The sequence below is a fragment of the Nocardioides sp. Z30_9 genome, assembly GCF_058215735.1.
Genome location: NZ_JBZAJF010000002.1, coordinates 583,404 through 603,202, shown reverse-complemented (window position 1 = coordinate 603,202; position 19,799 = coordinate 583,404). Strand labels below are relative to the sequence as shown.

Genomic DNA, 19,799 nt, shown 5'->3' with positions numbered 1-19,799 from the left:
GTTCCCCGGGTGGATCACACGCCCGAGGACGACGAGGTCGTCGAGAAGCTGCGAGCGCTCGTCCGGATCCCCACGGTCTCGCGGGCAGGCGAGTCCGACACCGACCCGGGGCCGTTCGAGGAGTTCATCGCGGTCCTCGCCGCGGAGTTCCCCCTGCTGCACGCCCGCCTGACCCTGCACCGCGTGCTCGAGCACTCACTGCTGTTCCACTGGGCGGGGCACTCCCCGGCCGACCCGGTGGTGCTGATGGCACACATCGACGTGGTCCCCGTCGACGAGTCGGCCCCCTGGCGGTATCCCCCGTTCGGCGCCGAGATCCACGACGGCGTCCTCTGGGGCCGCGGGACCCTGGACGACAAGGGGTCCCTGGTCGGGATCTGCGCGGCGGTGGAGCGCCTCCTGGCCGCGGGCTTCACCCCCGAGCGGGACGTGTGGCTCTCCTTCGGCGCCCGCGAGGAGGTCTCCGGTCCCGATGCCCCGGCAGCCGTCGAGGAGTTCCGCAGCCGTGGCGTGACGCCCTGGTTCGTGCTCGACGAGGGCGGTGCGATCGCCCACCAGGCCTTCCCCGGGGTGCAGCCGCCCCTCGGGGTGATCGGCGTGAGCGAGAAGGGCACCACCACCATCGAGCTGCGGGCCGAGGGGCGCGGCGGGCACTCCTCGACCCCCGCGCGCAACGGCCCGACCGCGAGGATCGCCCGGGCCGTCGTACGGCTGGAGAAGCGGCAGTTCGGGTCCTCGCTGCCGGAGCCGACCCTGGAGCTGTTCGCCCGGATCGCCCCGCACGCCCCGGCGGCGCTGCGGCCGCTGTTCGCCAACGCCCGGCGGGTGCAGCCGCTGCTGCGGCGCGCCCTGCTGGCCGCGGGCCCCGAGCCCGCCGCCCTGGTGCGTACGACGATGGCGGTCACCATGCTCTCGGGCTCGCCGGCGCACAACGTGATCGCCAGCACCGCCACGGCCGCGGTGAACCTGCGGATCCTCGTGGGCGACACCGTCGCCTCGGCCACCGAGCACGTCCGCCGGGCGATCGCGGACGACTCGATCTCCCTCGATCTCCTCGACGTCAACGAGCCCAGCGCGGTCTCGCCGCACGACGACCCGGCGTTCGAGCTGATCGCGACCACGATCTCCGAGCAGTTCCCCGACGCGGTGCCCACGCCGTACGTGATGATGGCGGCCACCGACTCGCGCTACTTCACCGCGATCTGTGGGCGTGTCTACCGGTTCACCCCGTTCCGGATGACCAAGGCTCAGCGCGAGAGCATCCACAGCTTCGACGAGCACATCGCGGTGGAGGACTTCCTCGCCGGCGTCCGCTGGTACGCCCGGCTGATCGAGAGGCTGACGAGATGACCACCACCACCGCAGACGGGCCACGAGGAACCGGTCAGCGCCAGGGCGTGGTCCCGGGCCTTGCGAAGATCGTCGGCTTCCTGGTCTGCGTGGAGATCGCCAGCGGGATCCTGCAGGGCTACTACACGCCGATCTTCAGCGACATCGCCGACCACCTCTCCATCGCCGATGCCGACGTCAACTGGTTCGAGGCGGCCCAGCTGGTCGTCTCGGCGCTCGCCGTGCCCGTGCTGGCCAGGCTGGGCGACCTGATCGGGCACCGCCAGGTGCTGCTGATCACCACGGCGGTGACCGCGCTGGCCTCCTTCGCCCTCGCGTTCGCGCCGAACTTCTCGCTGTTCCTGGTCGCCTGGGCGATCCAGGGGTTCTACGTCGTCTGGCTGCCGCTGGAGGTGAGCATCATCCATCGGCGCACCGCCGGCACCGGCGCCCAGGCGCGGCTGACCCGCCGGGCGGCGGGCTTCCTGGTCGCCGCGCTCGAGGCCGGGGTGATCCTGGGAGCGGTCACCAGCGGGCTGCTGGTCGAGGCGACCTCGATGACCTTCCTGCTCCTGGTGCCGGCGCTCGCGGTCACGGCGTGCTTCGCGGTGATCTGGTACGGCGTGCCGGACACACCCCCCGTCTCGACCGGGCGCCTGGACGTCACGGGCTTCCTGCTGGTCACCCTGTCGCTGGGCCTGGTGATGGGCGGGCTGATCCTGGTGCGGCTGGAGGGACCCGGGTCCCCGCTGCCCTGGCTGGTGCTGGCGGCCGGGCTGCTCGTCCTGTGGCCGTTCGCGCGCTACGAGCTGGGCGTCGAGGAGCCGCTGGTGGACGTCCGGCTGATGGCGAGCGCCGCCCAGTGGCCGGTCCAGCTGACCGCGTTCCTGTTCGGCATGTCCGTGCTGGGGGCGCAGATCCCGCTGTCCACCTTCGCCCGCACCGATCCCGACGAGGCCGGCTACGGCCTGGGTGCGTCGGCCGGGTTCGTCTCCACGCTGATCGCCGTCTACGTGCTCTCGATGGTGGTCGGCGCACTGCTGCTCCCCGTGGTCGCCCGGTACGTCGGCACCCGTCGCACCATGCTCGGCGCCTGCCTGCTGGTCGCCCTGGGCTACGGCCTGTTCCTGCCCCTGCACGACTCGACGGCCCAGACGCTGGCGAACATGGCGATCGCCGGGATCGGCTCCGGCGCGCTGGTCGCCGCGCTCCCGGCGGCCGCGGCAGCCGCTGCGCCCGCCGACCGGACCGGGTTCGTCACCGGGATGACCAACACCACCAAGACGATCGGCGGGGCGATCGCGTCCAGCATCTTCGCGATCGCGCTGGCCTCCACCGGCTCCATCGCCGACGTGGACGCCGGTCACGCCCCGCTCTCGGGCTACCTCACCGTGTGGGCGGTGTGCTCGGTCACCGCCCTGGTCGCGGCGGCCAGCCTGCTCGTCGTGCCCAAGGGCGCGTTCGCGGACTGAGCCATGACAGATCCCACCTGGCAGGTCCTGGTCCTCCTGGCGCTGGCGGCGCTGACCGCCGGCTTCGTCGACGCCGTGGTCGGCGGGGGCGGGCTGATCCAGCTCCCGGCCCTGCTGATCGGCCTGCCCGGCGCCTCCCCGGCGCAGATCCTCGCCACGAACAAGCTCGGTTCGATCTGCGGGACGAGCGTGAGCAGCCTGACCTACTACCGCCGGGTGCAGCCGGACCCGCGCACGTTCGCGCCGCTGATGCTGTTCGCCTTCCTCGGCTCGGTGGCGGGTGCGTTCGTGGCCAGCCACATCCCGAGGTCGGCGTTCGAGCCGATCGTGCTGGTGGCGCTCGTCCTGGTCGGCGCCTGGGTGGTGCTCAAGCCCTCGGTGGGACAGACGAGCCAGCTCCGGTTCGCCGGGCACCGGCACACGGCCGCGGCCATGGGCACCGGCGTCGCCGTGGGCTTCTACGACGGCGCCCTCGGCCCCGGGACGGGCAGCTTCTTCGTGATCGCGCTGGTGGGGCTGCTCGGCTACAGCTTCCTGGACGCCTCGGCGAAGGCCAGGATGGCCAACTGGGCGACCAACTTCGGCGCCCTGTGCGTCTTCGTCCCGCAGGGCGTCGTGCTCTGGAAGGTCGGCCTGGTGCTGGGGGCGAGCAACCTGGTCGGCGGCTACCTCGGCGCCCGGGTCGCGGTGGCCCGCGGGTCGGGCTTCGTCCGGGTCTTCTTCATCGTGGTGGTCTCCGGGTTCGTCGTACGCATCGGCGGCGACGTGCTCGGCCTGTGGGGCTGATCGGGGTTGCAGGGATTTGTAGGCTCGTGACGAGGTGATGCGTCATGCCGAGGACCCCGGACGGCAGGGGGAGGTCCCAGCCACAGCAGCACGCGCCCCCGCGGGAGCGGGCCCGGGACGCACGCACCGGCTCCGACGCGGCCGCCGCGCGAGCCCAGCACCAGGCCCGCTGGGTGGAGCTCCAGGTGCAGCGGGCCATCGACCGTGGCGAGTTCGACGACCTCCCGGGCAAGGGCAAGCCGCTCGGTGACCTCGGCGACCTCGGCGATCGCGACTGGTGGCTGCGGAAGCTGATCGAGCGCGAGCAGATCACCGGGGTCCTCCCCGCCGCGCTGCAGCTGCGCAAGGAGGACGCCGAGCTCGACGCGCGGCTGGACCGCGAGACCAGCGAGAAGCTGGTCCGGGAGCACCTCGAGGACTTCAACCGCCGGGTGGTCGAGGCGCGCCGCCAGCTCCAGGGCGGCCCGCCGGTCGTCACGCCCACCCGCGAGGTGGAGGCCGAGGTGCAACGCTGGCAGGAGCGGCTCCGCACGCGGCGTCAGCAGGCGGCGTCGTCCGCCGCCGCGACCGAGCAGCGTGCCCCCTGGTTCGCCAGGCGACGACGCCACAGGAACCGGGGATGAGCCGTCCCACTCGGGTGCCGCCCGTGCTGGCGGTGCTCGGGGTCCTCGGCGTGCTGCTCGTCCTGCTGGTCACGGCCGCCGGCCGGTCGTGGTGGCCCTTCTCCCCCGACGGGAGCGACCCGTCCACGAGCACCCCCGCGACCACCCCGGCCACGCCTGCTCCCATCGTTGATTCCGCCTCCCCGACCGCACCCGCTCCCGCGCCCCGGTGCCCGGCCGCGCCCACCCGGCCGTTCGCCCCCACGTCGATCTCCGTGGCCGGGCTCCCCGGACGACTCGACGTGATCGCACCGCCCCGCGACGCAAACGGGATCCCGGGCGTGCCGCCCCTCTCAGGCGGGGGGAAGAACGTCTTCGCCTACGACCGCGAGCAGGGGATCGCCCCCGGCGCGGAGCAGGGCAACGTGCTCCTGAACGCGCACACCTGGCCCGACGGAACCGCCCTGGGCAACGCCCTCCTCCGTACACTGGACCGCGGTGACCGGATCGTCGTACGCGGGACCTCGGCCAAGCTCTGCTACCGGGTGACCGAGAAGGTGGAGGTCGCCGCGGCACAGGGTCTGCCGAGGTACTACGCGACCACGGGTCGTCCACAGCTCGCCATCGTGGTGTGCTCCGGACGTCGCCTCGGGCCCGGCAACTGGGAGAACCGCACGATCTGGTTCGCGTCGCCGACCGTGTGAGGGCGCTTGACCGGGGTGGCTCGTCCCCGAGCCGCACGTCGTACCGCATGGCACGATGACCCCACGACCGAGGCGCCCGGGAAGGTTGACCATGCGCAGGAACGTGTTGCTGGTACTGCTGCTCGTCATCGCCCTCGTCGGCGTCGGCTGCGACGCCCCCCTGGAGCCGGAGTCCCGCAAGCGCGCCGAGAGCACCCCCACCGCGACCCCCTCGACCCCCTCGACTCCCTCGACCCCGGCAGCGCCCTCGACCTCCCCGTCAGGTGGGGCCGCGCCGCAGGGCACCCCGGCCCCCCAGCAACCGCCGTCGATCGAGGCCCCCGAGGTGCCGAGGGTCACCGAGGTGCCCCGCGACCCCGGGCCGATCCTGGGCGCCGACATCAGCTGGCCGCAGTGCCCCAAGGGGATGGGCATCCCGAAGAAGCGTGGCCAGGGCTCACCGATGCCGCTCCCCGAGGCCCGCTACGTGATCATCGGCCTCACCAACGGCCCGGCGTTCTACCCCAACCCCTGCCTGGCCAGCCAGACCGAGTGGGTCAAGAGCCGGGGACTGATGGCGGCGGCGTACTCGGTGCTCAGCTATCCCGAGAAGCGTCACTTCGAGGCCTACAAGGACAAGGGGCCCTACGACGGCAGCACCAAGCTGGGAGCGCTGAGCAACGTCGGCTACCAGCAGGCGAAGTTCAACCTCGCCACGATGCGCGCCGCCGGGCTGGAGTCGCCCATCGTGTGGCTCGACGTCGAGCCGGTGCCGGAGTTCGACTGGCCGAAGGACCCCACGGCCAACTCCGCCGTCGTGCGCGGTGCCGCACGCGGCTACACCGACTCCGGCTTCAAGATCGGCACCTACTCCACCCAGTCGCTGTGGTCCGGGGTCGTGGGCGACCTCGAGCTCGGCATCCCCGAGTGGCGTGCCGCGGGCCAGACCTCCGGAGCCGAGGCGCTGGAGCGGTGCAAGCCCGACCGGATGTTCCAGGGCGGCAAGGCCGTGCTGAGCCAGTGGGTCGAGGACGAGCGCGACCAGAACTACACCTGCCCCGGGACCTCGAACCAGATGGGCCGCTGGTTCCACCAGTACTGAGGACCCGGCGGGCGGTCAGCCCAGCCGGTTGCCGTAGCTCGGGAGCCGGAAGGCCCGCTCGTAGTTGCCGCCGACGAAGTCGGTGCTGCGGTTCCCGACGTTGGCGATGATCGTGTACCCGGCCGCGGCGTACTGCTGCCGGCACCGCTGCTTGCTCGCGACGACGCTCTCGCCCGTACGCCGCCCGCACATCCCCGCCACCGGGTAGCCCGCCGCCCGCAGCCAGGCCCGCGGCTTGGCCAGTGCACTCTGCTTGCGGCCGGTGTTGAACAGCACCGCGACCCCGCGCCGCTTCGCGAACTTCGCGAACCGGAGCACCACGGGGACCGCCTTGCGGGACCGGTAGTAGGTGGCCAGGCTGGTGTTGTCGATGTCGAGGTTCACCGCGAGCCGGGTGCCACTGCGACGCTTCTCGACCCGCCGCTCGACGAAGGCGCGCGAGCCGTACATCGCGGACCGGGTGTCCTTGAGCCACTTCTTCTTCCCGGGCGGTCCGGCCTGGGCGGGAGCGACCAGCACGGACATCACCAGGACCGCAGCCAGCAGGCCCACGGTGAGAGTCTTTCGGATCACGGGGAACGCTCCATCTCGCTCGGGGCGAGCGTCTGGCCGACGCCCGGTCGTCGGCACCATCCTGCGCCATGACGGCCCCGAGCACGAGGTCATCAGCCCACTCCCGCCGACCGCGGGCGGCTGCGGCGGGGTCATAGTGGGCCACATGCCCATCGGGACCAGCCGCCGGTGGGCGATGCTCGCAGCCAGCGTCGCCGCGCAGGGCACCGCCTCGGTGGCCATCAACGGGCCCGCGTTCCTGATCCCCACCCTGCAGGAGGAGCGGGGCCTGTCCCTGGCCCAGGCCGGGACCGTGGCCGCGATGCCGATCCTGGGGGTGATGTTCGCCCTGTTCGGGTGGGGCCTGCTCGTGGACCGCATCGGCGAGCGCCGGGTGCTGCTCTCGGGCCTCGGCGCCACCGCCGTGTTCGGAGCGCTGGCCGCCCTGGTCGAGGGCACGCTGCCGCTGATGCTCGTGCTGTTCGCGGTCGGCACGGCCGCAGCGAGCACGGGGTCCGCGAGCGGCCGCATCGTCGTCGGCTGGTTCCCGCCGCACCGCCGCGGGCTGGCGATGGGGATCCGGCAGATGGCCCAGCCCCTCGGGGTCGCCGTCGCCGCCGCGACGATGGCCGTCACCGCCGCGCACGTGAGCCTGCAGGCCGCGCTGTGGATCCCGGTCATCGCCGTCACGGTCGCCTTCGTCGCGGTCGCGGCGATCGTGCTCGACCCGCCACGGCCGGCGGCCACCGCGGCGCTGACCGCCAACCCCTACCGCGCCGACGGGTTCCTGCTCCGGATCCACGGCGTCTCGGTGCTGCTCGTGGTCCCCCAGTTCCTGGTGTGGACGTTCTCGCTGACCTGGCTGGTGCAGGAGCGGGGGTGGTCGGCGGCCGCTGCCGGCACCCTGGTCGCGTGCACGCACCTGGCCGGGGCCCTCGGCAGGATCGCGGTCGGCCAGCTCTCCGACCTCGTCGGGTCCCGGGTGCGCCCGCTGCGCTGGGTGACGATCGCCGCCGCGGGCACGATGCTGCTCCTCGCGCTCACCGAGCCGCTCGGGGTGGCCGTGGCGCTGCTCGTGGTGGCCTCCACCGTGACGGTCGCGGACAACGGCCTGGCGTTCACCGGCGTCGCGGAGCGGGCGGGCTCCTACTGGTCCGGGCGGGCGCTCGGCGTACAGAACACGGCGCAGTACCTCGCGGCCGCAGCCGTCGCCCCCGTGGCAGGGCTGGCGATCAGCGAGTGGGGGTACGCCGCGACCTTCGGCCTCTCCGCGCTGTTCCCCGCCCTCGCCTGCGCCTTCGTCCCCGCGCACGACCAGCGCAGTCCCGAGGAGCCCCTCGCCGGCACCGGGAGCGCGTGACGGATCGCCGCCTGGGTCGTTGCTCTGCTGACCCCAGAGCAAAGGACTCCCATGCGTCGTCTCCTTCCCCGCGCGAGCCGCACCTCCTCCGGCGCTGGGCGCCGCCTGGCCGCCGCAGCAGTGCTCTCCGTCGGCGCCGTCGTCGTGACTTTCGTGATCCCCACCGGCGCCCTCCCCGGTTCCACCCCGAAGCAGCCGGACGGCTACAAGCAGGCGTACGCCGCTGAGGTGAAGACGAAGACCGCAGCCGCCCAGGGATCCGACACGGTGTACGCCGCCGACGGCTCCCACCTGCACCCCGACGGCGTCAGCGACGGTCACGACCACGACCACAACGACCCGAAGACCAAGAACGCCATCTCCCGCACCCCCGCGACCAAGGAGACCGCCGACCCGACCACGCCCACCCAGGCCAAGAGCGCTGCGCAGTCCGCCGCGGCGCAGCGCAAGCAGGTGGAGCCGCCGCTGTCGAACGTGCCCGTGAGCGCCCCCCAGGGCAGCTCGCCCACGGACCGCTACAACATGTTCAACGCCTGCTACGGCGTGCAGTCGGTGCCCACCGGCCGCTGGCTGGCCGGCAGCAAGCTGCCCGCGTTCGGCGCCGCCTCGCTCGCGGCGGCCGAGCCCTTCTACTTCAAGCCGACCACGCTGGGCAGCTACCTGCTCTACGGCCGGGCCAAGACCTACCTCAACGGACTGCTCCCGCTCGCGACCTACGCCGCCAAGCCCGGCCCCAGCAGCGACTGGGTGGTCACCATGCCGGCCAAGGGACAGTTCAAGTTCGCGATCGGCAAGCGGTTCCTGACCGACAAGGCCGGGAAGGCCACGCTGACCAGCACCGGCACGACGTTCCGGCTCCAGCGCCGCAGCGGGTGCGCGGAGTTCCCCGAGATCGCCACCAACGTCACCGGCAACCCCTTCTCCGGGGTCAGCAGCACCCAGGAGGTGCGCGGGTTCATCGACGCGCACACCCACGGGATGGCCTTCGAGTTCCTCGGCGGACAGGTGCACTGCGGGCGGCCCTGGTCGCCGTACGGCGTGACGACCGCCCTGCGCGACTGCCCCGACCACGAGCTCACCGGCGGGTACGGCGCCCTCGCCGAGGCCCTCCTGTCCGGCAACCTGACCCACGACCCGGTGGCGTGGCCCACGTTCAAGGACTGGCCGGCCCCGGAGTCCCTCACCCATGAGGGCACCTACTACAAGTGGATGGAGCGCTCCTGGCGCGCCGGCCAGCGGATCCTGGTCAACCTGCTGGTGGAGAACAACCAGCTGTGCCAGATCTACCCGCTGAAGCGGAACTCCTGCAACGACATGGACTCGATCCGGCTGCAGGCCAAGCAGATGCACGCGCTCGAGCGCTACGTCGACGCCCAGCACGGCGGACCGGGCAAGGGCTGGTACCGCATCGTCACCACGCCCGACGAGGCCCGCCGGGTCATCAACGCCGGCAAGCTCGCGGTGGTGATGGGCATCGAGACCTCGGTGCCGTTCGACTGCACCCAGAAGCTCGGCGTGCCCGACCTGCGCTGCTCCAAGGCGTCCATCGACCGCCAGCTCGACGAGGTCCGCAAGCTCGGGGTCTCCCAGATGGAGCTGGTGAACAAGTTCGACAACGCGCTCTCCGGCGTCGCCGGGGACACCGGAGCCACCGGCTACCTGGTGAACGCGGCCAACCTGCTCGAGACCGGCTCCGCCTGGCGGATGCAGACCTGCAAGCCCAACGACCCCGAGGTCCACGACCGCGAGCAGGGCCTGGCCCTGCCGATCGACTCCAACGACATCCCCGCGCAGGACGCCCTGTTCGGCGCGATCGCGAAGGTCTCCGGGGTCAGCCTGCCCTCGCTGCCGATCTACCCCGCTCCGCAGCACTGCAACGCGATGGGGCTGACCGAGCTGGGCAAGCACACGATCCGCGGCCTGGCCAAGCGGAACATGCTCTTCGACCCCGACCACATGAGCGTGAAGGCCCGCAAGGCCTCCCTCGACCTGATCGAGTCGATGAACTACAGCGGCGTACTGTCCAGCCACTCCTGGTCGACCCCGGACGCCTACCCGCGGATCTACAAGAGCAAGGGCTTCATCACGCCGTACGCCGGGGACAGCAAGGGCTTCGTGGAGAAGTGGCGCAAGCACCTGACCTGGGCCGACCCGAGCACCTACTGGGGCTTCGGCTTCGGCGCCGACATCAACGGGCTCGGCGCCCAGGGCGACCCGCGGCCCGACGCCGCCGCCAACCCGGTGAAGTACCCCTTCACCACGCTGGGCGGGGTCAAGGTCGACAAGCAGACCAGCGGCCAGCGCGTCTACGACATCAACAAGGACGGCGTGGCGCACTACGGGCTCTACCCGGACTGGATCCAGGACCTGAAGGTGCAGGCCGGTGACGACATCGTCAAGGACATGGCCCGCGGCTCCGAGGCCTACCTGCAGACGTGGGAGCGCGCCTACGGGATCAAGCCCAACGCCTGCTCCAACCCAGCCTCGAAGCTCTCCTTTGCCACGTTCCGCTCGCGGGTCAAGGCCGGGATGACCTCCTGGGCGACCCTGAAGGCCGTGGGCCAGCCGGACCGCCGGCTGGGCAACAGCTTCAGCTACTGCGCCACCGACGGCGCGCTGCGCGTCGAGCTCGACGGAGCCGGTCGCGTGAGCCGGATCGTCCGGGCCTGATCGGGGGCCGGATCCGGTTCTGAACCGGACTGTCGGCGGCCCGGGACCCGGGCCGCCGACCCGCCCGCAGACACGCCGTGCACGGCTACCGAGGCCGGGACCGACGACGTGTTACCGGAGGGTAGCCTTTGCGTGTCGATGCGGCCTGCCCCGACCCCGGGGCGGCCAGTAGTCTCGACGCCGATACCAAGACACTTCCGGCGATCTCGCCGGTCAGTTGGGAGTTCTCGTGCTGGTGCTGGTGCTGATCCTCGGCCTTGTGATGAACGCGGTGGCCCTGCCACTGGCCGCTCGGAGAGTGTTGTTCCTCTACCGCGCGATCACGTCCGGGCAACCCGCCCCGGACCGGATCGAGGGCGTCACCAAGCGCGCGGGCACTGCGCTCAAGCGCCAGCTGGTCGAGGTCCTCGGCCAGAAGAAGCTGCTCAAGTGGACGGTGCCCGGCACCGCCCACTTCTTCGTGATGTGGGCGTTCTTCATCCTGGCCACGGTGTACGTCGAGGCCTACGGCTCGCTGCTCAAGCTCCTGTTCACCGGCGGCAAGGGCCCGATGGACTGGGCCATCCCGCTGGTCGGCCACTGGGCCGTCCTGGGCTTCCTGCAGGACTTCATCGCGATGATGGCGCTGTTCGGCCTGTTCGCGTTCTACATGATCCGGATGCGGAACCAGCCCAAGAAGCTCGGCCGCAAGTCCCGCTTCTTCGGCTCGCACCTCAGCGGCGCGTGGATCACGCTGTTCATGATCTTCAACGTCATCTGGACGATGTTCCTGTTCCGCGGCGCCTCGGCCGCGCTGGGCAACCTGCCCTACAAGGACGGCGCGTTCATCTCGATCGGCCTCGGCAAGCTGATGGACGGCCTCTCCCACACCGCCCTCGAGGTGATCGAGGGGATCGGCCTGCTGCTGCACATCGGCGTGATGCTGGTGTTCTTGATCTTCGTGCTGAACTCCAAGCACCTGCACATCTTCCTCGCGCCGCTCAACGTGCTCTTCGGTCGCACCCCCAAGGCGCTGGGCTCGGCCAAGATGATGATGAGCGACGGCAAGCCGCTGACCCTCGACGACCTCGAGGAGCTCGACGAGGACGCCAAGCTCGGCGTCGGCGCCTCCGAGGACTTCAGCTGGAAGGGCATCCTCGACTTCGCGACCTGCACCGAGTGCGGTCGCTGCCAGGACCAGTGCCCGGCGTGGAACACCGAGAAGCCGCTGTCCCCCAAGCTGATGATCATGGCGCTGCGCGACCACTCGCTGTCGAAGGCGCCGTACGTGATGGCCGACGAGGGCAAGCGCGAGAACCTCCTCGAGAACAACCCGAAGCTGGCCAAGGAGGTCGAGCGGCCGCTGGTCGGCGACACCGGCGACGACTGGTTCTACATGCCCGAGGACGGCTCCGGCGTCATCGACCCCGACGTGCTCTGGTCCTGCGTGACCTGCGGCGCCTGCGTCGAGCAGTGCCCGGTCGACATCGAGCACGTCGACCACATCGTCGACATGCGCCGCTACCAGGTGCTGGTGGAGTCCAACTTCCCCGCCGAGCTCAACGGCCTCTTCAAGGGCCTGGAGAACAAGGGCAACCCCTGGAACATGTCCTCCACGGCGCGGATGGACTGGGCCAAGGACCTGCCGTTCGAGGTCAAGGTCGTCGGCGACGACATCGAGTCCCTCGACGAGGTCGAGTGGCTGTTCTGGGTCGGCTGCGCCGGCGCCTACGAGGACCGTGCCAAGAAGACGACCCGTGCGGTCGCCGAGCTGCTCGACATGGCCGGGGTCTCGTTCGCCGTGCTCGGCAACGGCGAGACCTGCACCGGTGACTCCGCTCGCCGCGCCGGGAACGAGTTCGTCTTCCAGGGCCTGGCCGCGGAGAACATCGAGACCTTCAAGGAGTACAAGGTCAAGAAGGCGGTGACCACCTGCGCCCACTGCTTCAACACCTTGAAGAACGAGTACCGCCAGCTCGGGATCGAGCTCGAGGTCGTGCACCACACCCAGCTGCTCAACCAGCTGGTGCGCGAGAAGAAGCTCGCCCCGGTGGCCACCGACTCCAACAGCCCCAAGCGCTCGATCACCTACCACGACCCCTGCTACATCGGTCGCCACAACGGCGTCTACTCGCCGCCGCGCGAGCTGCTCAGCGTGATCCCCGACGCCGAGCTGACCGAGATGCCGCGCAACTCCGAGCGGTCCTTCTGCTGTGGCGCCGGTGGCGCCCGGATGTGGATGGAGGAGACCATCGGCACGCGGATCAACGAGACCCGCACGATGGAGGCCGTCGAGACCGGCGCCGACCAGATCGCCGTCGGCTGCCCGTTCTGCCGCGTGATGCTCTCCGACGGGCTCACCTCGGCGCAGAGCGACGGCAAGGCCCGCGAGGAGGTCGAGGTCCTCGACGTCGCGCAGATGCTGCTGGCCTCGGTCAAGGGCGAGAGCGCGCGGCCCGCGAAGAAGGCGGCCGCGAGCAGCGCGAAGGCCGGCGCCGGCGCTGCCGCCGGTGGCACCGCCACCGCGACGATCGAGCGCGAGGACGAGGCCACCAAGGCCGAGCCCGACGCGGGCGACGTCACGCAGACCGAGGACACCGTGACCAAGACCGCGGACGTCGGTCCGGGCGCCAAGGCCAGCGGCGGCAGCTCGCTGTTCGACCTCGGCGGCGACGAGCCGTCGGGCGACGAGGCGATGCACCAGGAGGACACCTCGAAGTACGACGAGGCGCCCGAGGCGAAGTCGACGACCGTCGGCTCGCTCTTCGACCTCGACGACTCCTCGACCTCGGAGGCGGAGGCGCCTGCTTCGGAGGCCCCGGCTTCGGAGGCTCCGGCCGAGAAGCCGGCTGCCAGCTCCTCGAACGGCTCCTCGGCACCGGCCGAGACCGTCCCTTCGGGTGGGTCGCTGTTCGACATCGAGGCACCGGCCGAGGAGCCCGCACCCGCAGCCTCCGACGCCGGCACCCCGGCCGACCAGGACGCCGCAGCCGACTCCACCACCGACGGCCCCACCGACCGCAGCCAGGACGACGCCGACACCGACGTCGCCCCCGAAGCGGACCAGACGGAGCCCGAGGTCGAGCCCGAGGCTGTCGCGGAGAAGCCGGCCGCATCCAGCGGTACGGCGGCCACCCCGGCCAGCTCCATCCCCGAGGGCGGCTCCCTGTTCGACATCGAGGCCCCCGCTGAGGAGCCCGCACCCGCGGCCTCCCAGCCGGAGACCCCCGCCGACCAGGACGCCGCAGCCGACTCCACCACCGACGGCCCCACCGACCGCAGCCAGGACGACGCCGACACCGACGTCGCCCCCGAAGCGGACCAGACGGAGCCCGAGGCTGCCGCGGAGCCCGAGGCTGTCGCGGAGAAGCCGGCCGCATCCAGCGGTACGGCGGCCACCCCGGCCAGCTCCATCCCCGAGGGCGGCTCCCTGTTCGACATCGAGGCCCCCGCTGAGGAGCCCGCACCCGCGGCCTCCCAGCCGGAGACCCCCGCCGACCAGGACGCCGCAGCCGACTCCACCACCGACGGCCCCACCGACCGCAGCCAGGACGACGCCGACACCGACGTCGCCCCCGAAGCGGACCAGACGGAGCCCGAGGCTGCCGCGGAGCCCGCTGCGGACTCGGACGATGCGCCGGTGACCTCGCTGCGTGACATCAAGGCCAAGCACGAGGGCGGCTCGGCGCAGTCCGACGAGGGCGGCTCAGCGGTCCTCTCGGAGTCGTCGGAACCCGAGGCGGAGGCCGCGCCCGACGAGGACGCACCGGCCGCGAAGGACGAGGAGCCCGAGGAGGAGAAGCCCAAGCCGGCCTCCTCCGGCGAGGCCCACCAGCCCCGCACCGACGCCCAGATCGGCGAAGGCGGCTCGCTCTTCGACCTCTGAGTCACCCGTTCGGCAGTAGCAAGAAGATCCCCGGCACCTGGTGCCGGGGATCTTCTGCGTTCCGGCACCTTCACAGGCGCCAGAATCAGGTCGGGAGAGCCGAGCCAGGCTGTGCCGGCCCAACCGGCTGCGCGGCGTCGTACGACGGGACCACGGCACGTCTCAGGCCCGGGGCGAGGGTGCGCTGCCGGTACGACGACCGGGCGCAGTTTCCCGGGTTATGAACCAAAACTGCCTCTTCACACACACCACGCCGTGTGTGAAGAGGCAGAACGGGTTCATAACCTGGGAAACCGGACCAGAGCCGACCCACGAAGGGTCAGGACTTCATCGCGACGCCCTCGCGCCAGTAGCCCATGAAGGCGACCTGGGCGCGCTCCATGCCCAGCTCGGTGACCAGGCTGCGGCGCAGGGCCTTGACCATCCAGGACTCGCCGGCGATCCAGGCGTAGGTGTCGTCGAGGTCGTGGCCCAGGGAGTGGGTGTGCAGCTGCGCCTCGACGTCCTCGCCGGCCGAGGAGTACCGCGGGGTCTCCCAGACGTCGATGTCCAGGTCGCTGGGCAGGTCGGGGAGGGCCTCGAAGTCCCTGGAGGGGGGCAGGCCCAGGTGGCGGCGTACGTCCTGGACGAGGCGGCGGCCGCAGGCGTCGTCGTTGCGGGGGCACCACTTCACCTCGAACCCCTCCGGCATCCGGAGGGTGAGGATGTCGGCGCTCGTGGGGACCTGGATGAACACCTCCCCGGTGTAGCCGGGGTCCAGGTCCTCCAGGATCCGCGTCAGGGCCGGGAGGGCTGTCTCGTCGCCGACGAGGATCAGGTGCTTGCGGCCCGCGGGGTCGAACTCGGTGCCGCCGTACTGGGTGAGCCGGTGCGGCGCGACGACCTGGACGACGTCGCCCGGCGTCGCGGTCAGCGCCCAGCGGCAGGCAGGTCCCTGACCGTGCCCGGTGTCGGGGTGTACGACGAAGTCCACCACCAGGCGCACGTCGAGGCCCTCTCGGACGACCTCGCGGATCGTGTAGGTGCGCATCGGCGAACGCACCTCGTCCGGGGCGCTCATCCAGCGCTGGTAGTAGTCGTCCGGGGACTCGGGGATCACGGGGAGCTGCCCGGTGCCACCGGGAAAGACGATCTTGAACCGGGTGTCGAAGCCCTCCTCGGCGAGGTCGGCGAAGGCGGGGCTGGCCAGCTGGACGCGGACGAAGGCGGGGCTGATCCGGGTGATGGAGTGCACGCTCGCCTCGGTGAGCAGAACGCTGGGTGCCTCGGTGTCCTGGATGGTGGTCATGGCGGTCCTCCGGTCGTGGACCCCCGACCGCGCCAGTGCGCCGGTCGAGAGTTAGGCCAGCCTAACCTCTACTCGGCACTGCCGTCCAAGGGTCTCGCCACACGAAGGCGAGGGAGGTCCCGGAGCGGGACGCGAGACTCAGATCCGCGTGCGCTGGAAGTTCGCGTAGGAACGCGAGGGGGTCGGCCCCCGCTGCCCCTGGTAGCGCGAGCCGTACTTGGCCGAGCCGTAGGGGTGCTCGGCCGGGGAGCTGAGCCGGAAGAAGCACAGCTGGCCGATCTTCATCCCCGGGTAGAGCTTGATCGGCAGCGTGGCCACGTTGGCCAGCTCCAGCGTCACGTGACCGCTGAACCCGGGGTCGACGAAACCGGCGGTCGCGTGCGTGAGCAGGCCCAGGCGGCCCAGGGAGGACTTCCCCTCCACCCGCGCGGCGAGGTCGTCGGGCAGCGTGACCACCTCGAGGGTGGACCCGAGCACGAACTCGCCCGGGTGCAGGATGAACGGCTCGTCGCCGTCGGGCTCGACCTCGCGGGTCAGGTCCGACTGGTCGGCCGCCGGGTCGATGTGCGGGTAGCGATGGTTCTCGAAGACGCGGAAGTAGCGGTCGAGCCGGAAGTCGATGCTCGAGGGCTGGATCATCGCCTCGTCATAGGGCTCCACCACGACCCGCTCAGCCTTGATCTCGGCCAGGATGTCGCGGTCTGAGAGAAGCACGCGGACAACCTACCCCGCGACGTCGGCCAGGGCATCGGCACCGGAGAATGGTGACCCATGACGTCACCTGGACCGTTCACCCGCTTCGTCGCCCTGGGCGACTCCTTCACCGAGGGCGTCGGTGACCCGGACGCGGATCGACCCAACGGTCTCCGCGGCTGGGCCGACCGGGTCGCCGAGGTGCTCGCGACCCGGAGCGACGACTTCGGCTACGCCAACCTCGCCATCCGCGGCCGCAAGCTCCAGCAGGTCATCGACGAGCAGCTCGAGCCCGCCCTGGCCCTGGAGCCCGACCTGGCCACGATCTACGCCGGGGCCAACGACGTGCTCCGCCCCCGGGTCGACCTCGACGGCCTGGCAGCGGCGTACGACGGGGCGATCGCCCGCCTGAGCGCCACCGGCGCCCAGGTGGTGATGTTCACGATCTTCGACCCGGGCAAGTCGAAGATCTACGCGGCCGTCCGCGGACGGATGGCGCTCTACAACGAGTTCGTCCGGGAGATCAGCGATCGCCACGGCACCCTGCTCGTCGACATGTGGCGGATGCGCGACCAGGACCTCGCGGAGGTGATGGACACCGACCGGATGCACCTCAACCCCGCCGGGCACCAGCACATCGCGAACGCGGTCCTGGACGCTCTCGGCGTCCCGCACGAACAGGTCCAGCTCGAACGGACCCCGCTCCCGGTCCTGAGCCGGCGCGAGCAGCTGCGGGCCAACGCGGAGTGGACCCGGGAGTTCCTCGCGCCCTGGGTGCACCGCCGCGTCACGGGGCGCTCCTCGGGCGACAGCGTCTCCCCGAAGCGTCCGAAGCTGGGCCCCATCTGATCCGGCAGAGCTTTCGGGTAACCTCTCCTGCGTCGGCGTCCGAAGCAGCACTCGGGCCCGGCGTGCGGATGTAGCTCAGCTGGTAGAGCGCGACCTTCCCAAGGTCGATGTCGCGAGTTCGAATCTCGTCATCCGCTCCATGTGGGTCGCAGTCTCAGCAGCGACCGTCGCTCCACTCCAGCTTCAGCCCGGCCCAGTCGCCTGCCGAGCTTCCTCCCGCAGCCGTGAGCGAGAGCTCGGCCCCGCGATGCGCCTCGAGGTACGCCCGCTCGAACGTGACCGCGAAGCCACCGGCGTCCGACGGATCGACCGTGGCCCCGACGCCCTCGCCTGACCCGCAGGGCGACGGCTCGGAGCCGTCGTCGAGGTCGGAGGGGATCTGGGTGGACAGGTAGGTCACCTGCGCCTCGATGCCGTGATCGCCCAGCGCCCGCTCCAGGCCTGCGGGATCCGTGAGCCGGTTGATGGTCATCACCACGTCACCGTTCTCACGCTGCTCCACGGCGAAGGCGGGTGAAGTGCCGATGGTGGTGGCACCGACCACTGCAGCGGCGACGGCGACGGCGGCAGCCAGGGCACTCGCGAGAGTCCGGCGTCGGACGGTGGCGCGGGAGCGTCGTACAGCAGGCTCACCGCTGGTGAGGATGTGCTGCAGCGTGGCGGCCGACCAGGCGGCGTCGAGAGGCTGCGGTTCCGGGCGGATCCGCTCGAGGATGTTCATGGCAGCTCCTTCAGGGGCGTCGGTCGGAGTTCTGGTCGCGGCGGCGTCGACCCGTGGAGCAGGGCTGCCCGCGCGCGGCTGAGTCGTCGGCGAAACGTTGCCGGCTTGACGCCCAGGACGGCTGCTGCCTGGTCGTTCGAGAGCCCGTCCCAGCTGACGAGGAGCAGCGCCTCGCGATGCTTCTCGTCGAGTCGAGCGAGCCGTTCCAGGGCCTCGCGCCGGGTGAGGGCCATGTCGGCCGAGTCGGCGGCGTAGGAAGCCACCCCGTCGAGCAGTGCGACCCGCTCCTCCAGGGCGCGGTGACGCCGTACCGTCCGGGCTCGGTTCTGGATGACCTTGCGGGCAGCCACCAGCAGCCAGGCGATCGGGGGATCGGTCACGTCGTTCCAGCGCCGCCAGGCAACCATGAAGGTCTCCGCCACCACGTCGTTCGCGGCCTCCGGACCGACGTGACGCCGAGCGAAGGCCAGCACGTGAGGCCCCTGCTCGTGCCACAGCTCGGTGAATCGTTCCTGCGAGGAGTCCATGCCCGGTAGTGTCCGGCACCGCGCGATTGTGACCGCGGCCGTCGAACATATGGTGGCTGGCGTGACGTTCACCGGTTTCCCTGACGCCGCCCTTGACTTCTACGACGACCTCGAGCTGGACAACACGAAGTCGTTCTGGGAGGCGCACAAGCACGTCTACGACTCCTCGGTGCGCCAGCCGATGCTCGCGCTGACCGCGGAGCTCGCCGAGGAGTTCGGTCCGGCCAAGGTGTTCCGGCCCTACCGCGACGTCCGCTTCGCCAAGGACAAGACGCCCTACAAGAACCACCAGGGCGCGATCGTGGCCGTCGGGCCGGCCACGGGCTACTACGTCGAGGTCGGCTCCCCCGGCGTCCGGGTCAGCGGCGGCTACTACCACGCGGCAGCCCCGGACCTGAGCCGGATCCGCACGGCCATCGACGTGGAGCACTCCGGGATGGAGCTCGAGCGGATCCTGCGTGACCTCGCCAAGGACGGCTTCGAGATCGGTGGCGACCAGCTCAAGACCACGCCCCGCGGGTACGCCGCCGACCACCCCCGCATCGAGCTGCTCCGCTACAAGTCACTGTCGATGACCAAGTCCTACGGCTTCGAGAACCTGAACACCCCCGACCTCCTCGACCGCGTCCGCGACGACTGGCGCGCCCTGCGCCCCCTCGTGGAGTGGATCCGCGCCCGCGTCGACGCGATCGGCTGAGGCGACCCGGGCCACGCAATTGCTGGGAAAATGCATCCCGCGCCGCGATCCGACCGACATTTGCCAGCAAATGCGGGACCTGGGTCGGCGCGAGCCTGAGACCCGCGCGAACTTCGCGCCCGCGTACGCCGCCCCACCCCGCCCGGCCTACTCCGGCTTGCGCAACGTCGCGAGGGTCCGCTCGACCTCCCAGTGGGCGGCCATCGAGACCAGCTTGCCCTCGTCGTCGATCCGGTAGACGGCGATCAGGTCGGTGTCGGCGAGGCTGCCGTCCTCGAGCTCGGTGCTGAAGGTGCCGATGTTCGCGCAGGCGTTGCCGTTGGCGAAGGAGTCGCGGATGGTGAACCGGAACGTCTTCACCGGGGCGATCGCGAGGTCCCAGAAGGCGCTGATCGCCTCGATCCCGTGGTGGCCCTTGCCGTCGGGGTCGAAGAACGACGGCCCGACCGGGTCCTCCACCACGGCGTCCTCGGCCCACAGGGTGAGCCACTCGTCCTTCTGCTTGCGCGAGACGAGGTCGTAGGAGCGCTGGGAGAGGCGGCGTACGGGGTGGTCGCCGTCGGGCGCCTCCCAGGAGATGAACTCGGATTCGATCATCGGCGA

At 71.1% G+C, this 19,799-nt stretch carries 17 protein-coding genes and 1 tRNA gene; 12 read left to right on the top strand and 6 right to left on the bottom strand.

The genetic code is table 11. The features are described 5' to 3' along the window. Nucleotides 1-9: 9 nt before the first annotated feature. The 6 genes from AC4BGB_RS13545 to AC4BGB_RS13520 all read left to right on the top strand — a co-directional run bounded on the left by AC4BGB_RS13545 (nt 10) and on the right by AC4BGB_RS13520 (nt 5,974). The gene (locus AC4BGB_RS13545; protein ID WP_490547405.1) at nt 10-1,350 is read left to right on the top strand and encodes a M20/M25/M40 family metallo-hydrolase; all 1,341 of its coding nucleotides are present in this window, start codon (nt 10-12) and stop codon (nt 1,348-1,350) included. After that, a complete protein-coding gene (locus AC4BGB_RS13540) occupies nt 1,347-2,801 on the top strand; it encodes an MFS transporter (RefSeq protein ID WP_490547404.1) in 1,455 nt (484 codons plus the stop codon). Before AC4BGB_RS13545 ends, AC4BGB_RS13540 begins: the two co-directional genes overlap by 4 nt. Nucleotides 2,802-2,804: 3 nt before the next feature. Continuing rightward, nucleotides 2,805-3,587 (top strand): TSUP family transporter, encoded by a 783-nt coding sequence (locus AC4BGB_RS13535; RefSeq protein ID WP_490547403.1) that lies wholly within the window; start codon nt 2,805-2,807, stop codon nt 3,585-3,587. Between the two features lie 44 nt (nt 3,588-3,631). Further along, a complete protein-coding gene (locus AC4BGB_RS13530) occupies nt 3,632-4,210 on the top strand; it encodes a DnaJ family domain-containing protein (RefSeq protein ID WP_490547402.1) in 579 nt (192 codons plus the stop codon). Next, entirely contained in the window at nt 4,207-4,893 is a 687-nt protein-coding gene (locus AC4BGB_RS13525; protein ID WP_490547401.1) for a class F sortase, read from the top strand. The genes AC4BGB_RS13530 and AC4BGB_RS13525 overlap by 4 nt, the downstream gene beginning before the upstream one ends. Before the next feature lie 91 nt (nt 4,894-4,984). Next, a complete protein-coding gene (locus AC4BGB_RS13520) occupies nt 4,985-5,974 on the top strand; it encodes a hypothetical protein (RefSeq protein ID WP_490547400.1) in 990 nt (329 codons plus the stop codon). A gap of 15 nt (nt 5,975-5,989) precedes the next feature. On the opposite strand, the gene AC4BGB_RS13515 is transcribed toward AC4BGB_RS13520, so the two are convergent. After that, nucleotides 5,990-6,547 carry an HAD family acid phosphatase gene (locus AC4BGB_RS13515; RefSeq protein ID WP_490547399.1) on the bottom strand — a complete coding sequence of 186 codons (558 nt, stop codon included), beginning with the start codon at nt 6,545-6,547 and terminating at the stop codon, nt 5,990-5,992. A 145-nt stretch (nt 6,548-6,692) separates the two neighbouring features. On the opposite strand from AC4BGB_RS13515, the gene AC4BGB_RS13510 reads away from it, so the two are divergent. The 3 genes from AC4BGB_RS13510 to AC4BGB_RS13500 all read left to right on the top strand — a co-directional run bounded on the left by AC4BGB_RS13510 (nt 6,693) and on the right by AC4BGB_RS13500 (nt 14,421). Beyond that, the gene (locus tag AC4BGB_RS13510) at nt 6,693-7,886 is read left to right on the top strand and encodes an MFS transporter (RefSeq protein ID WP_490547398.1); all 1,194 of its coding nucleotides are present in this window, start codon (nt 6,693-6,695) and stop codon (nt 7,884-7,886) included. 51 nt (nt 7,887-7,937) lie between these two features. Next, on the top strand, nt 7,938-10,556 hold the full coding sequence (locus AC4BGB_RS13505) for a hypothetical protein (RefSeq protein WP_490547397.1): 2,619 nt from the start codon (nt 7,938-7,940) through the stop codon (nt 10,554-10,556). 229 nt (nt 10,557-10,785) lie between these two features. Further along, nucleotides 10,786-14,421, top strand: coding sequence for a (Fe-S)-binding protein (locus tag AC4BGB_RS13500; protein ID WP_490547396.1), 3,636 nt, complete (start codon nt 10,786-10,788; stop codon nt 14,419-14,421). A gap of 319 nt (nt 14,422-14,740) precedes the next feature. On the opposite strand, the gene AC4BGB_RS13495 is transcribed toward AC4BGB_RS13500, so the two are convergent. Continuing rightward, on the bottom strand, nt 14,741-15,709 hold the full coding sequence (locus tag AC4BGB_RS13495; RefSeq protein WP_490547395.1) for a siderophore-interacting protein: 969 nt from the start codon (nt 15,707-15,709) through the stop codon (nt 14,741-14,743). A 138-nt stretch (nt 15,710-15,847) separates the two neighbouring features. After that, on the bottom strand, nt 15,848-16,423 hold the full coding sequence (dcd, locus tag AC4BGB_RS13490; RefSeq protein WP_490547394.1) for a dCTP deaminase: 576 nt from the start codon (nt 16,421-16,423) through the stop codon (nt 15,848-15,850). 57 nt (nt 16,424-16,480) lie between these two features. Between dcd and AC4BGB_RS13485 the strand changes: the two genes are divergently transcribed. Both AC4BGB_RS13485 and AC4BGB_RS13480 read left to right on the top strand, forming a co-directional pair. Next, a complete protein-coding gene (locus tag AC4BGB_RS13485; protein WP_490547393.1) occupies nt 16,481-17,251 on the top strand; it encodes an SGNH/GDSL hydrolase family protein in 771 nt (256 codons plus the stop codon). A 64-nt stretch (nt 17,252-17,315) separates the two neighbouring features. Further along, nucleotides 17,316-17,391, top strand: a tRNA-Gly gene (locus AC4BGB_RS13480). A 14-nt stretch (nt 17,392-17,405) separates the two neighbouring features. Here AC4BGB_RS13480 and AC4BGB_RS13475 read toward each other — a convergent pair. Both AC4BGB_RS13475 and AC4BGB_RS13470 read right to left on the bottom strand, forming a co-directional pair. After that, nucleotides 17,406-17,972: a hypothetical protein gene (locus AC4BGB_RS13475; protein WP_490547392.1), complete on the bottom strand. Its 567-nt coding sequence runs from the start codon at nt 17,970-17,972 to the stop codon at nt 17,406-17,408. Beyond that, on the bottom strand, nt 17,969-18,499 hold the full coding sequence (locus AC4BGB_RS13470) for an RNA polymerase sigma factor (RefSeq protein WP_490547391.1): 531 nt from the start codon (nt 18,497-18,499) through the stop codon (nt 17,969-17,971). The genes AC4BGB_RS13475 and AC4BGB_RS13470 overlap by 4 nt, the downstream gene beginning before the upstream one ends. 61 nt (nt 18,500-18,560) lie before the next feature. On the opposite strand from AC4BGB_RS13470, the gene AC4BGB_RS13465 reads away from it, so the two are divergent. Beyond that, a complete protein-coding gene (locus tag AC4BGB_RS13465; RefSeq protein WP_490547390.1) occupies nt 18,561-19,196 on the top strand; it encodes a DUF2461 domain-containing protein in 636 nt (211 codons plus the stop codon). A gap of 147 nt (nt 19,197-19,343) precedes the next feature. On the opposite strand, the gene AC4BGB_RS13460 is transcribed toward AC4BGB_RS13465, so the two are convergent. Beyond that, entirely contained in the window at nt 19,344-19,793 is a 450-nt protein-coding gene (locus tag AC4BGB_RS13460) for a nuclear transport factor 2 family protein (RefSeq protein ID WP_490547389.1), read from the bottom strand. Between the last annotated feature and the right edge of the window lie 6 nt (nt 19,794-19,799).

Bases quoted from the DNA above. Each gene is read 5' to 3' on its own strand.
- AC4BGB_RS13525 (WP_490547401.1), top strand. From the start codon at position 4,207: ATGAGCCGTCCCACTCGGGTGCCGCCCGTGCTGGCGGTGCTCGGGGTC.
- AC4BGB_RS13470 (WP_490547391.1), bottom strand. From the start codon at position 18,499: ATGGACTCCTCGCAGGAACGATTCACCGAGCTGTGGCACGAGCAGGGG.
- AC4BGB_RS13540 (WP_490547404.1), top strand. From the start codon at position 1,347: ATGACCACCACCACCGCAGACGGGCCACGAGGAACCGGTCAGCGCCAG.
- AC4BGB_RS13520 (WP_490547400.1), top strand. From the start codon at position 4,985: ATGCGCAGGAACGTGTTGCTGGTACTGCTGCTCGTCATCGCCCTCGTC.
- AC4BGB_RS13460 (WP_490547389.1), bottom strand. From the start codon at position 19,793: ATGATCGAATCCGAGTTCATCTCCTGGGAGGCGCCCGACGGCGACCAC.
- AC4BGB_RS13485 (WP_490547393.1), top strand. From the start codon at position 16,481: ATGACGTCACCTGGACCGTTCACCCGCTTCGTCGCCCTGGGCGACTCC.
- AC4BGB_RS13475 (WP_490547392.1), bottom strand. From the start codon at position 17,972: ATGAACATCCTCGAGCGGATCCGCCCGGAACCGCAGCCTCTCGACGCC.
- AC4BGB_RS13535 (WP_490547403.1), top strand. From the start codon at position 2,805: ATGACAGATCCCACCTGGCAGGTCCTGGTCCTCCTGGCGCTGGCGGCG.
- AC4BGB_RS13530 (WP_490547402.1), top strand. From the start codon at position 3,632: ATGCCGAGGACCCCGGACGGCAGGGGGAGGTCCCAGCCACAGCAGCAC.
- AC4BGB_RS13505 (WP_490547397.1), top strand. From the start codon at position 7,938: ATGCGTCGTCTCCTTCCCCGCGCGAGCCGCACCTCCTCCGGCGCTGGG.
- AC4BGB_RS13510 (WP_490547398.1), top strand. From the start codon at position 6,693: ATGCCCATCGGGACCAGCCGCCGGTGGGCGATGCTCGCAGCCAGCGTC.
- AC4BGB_RS13495 (WP_490547395.1), bottom strand. From the start codon at position 15,709: ATGACCACCATCCAGGACACCGAGGCACCCAGCGTTCTGCTCACCGAG.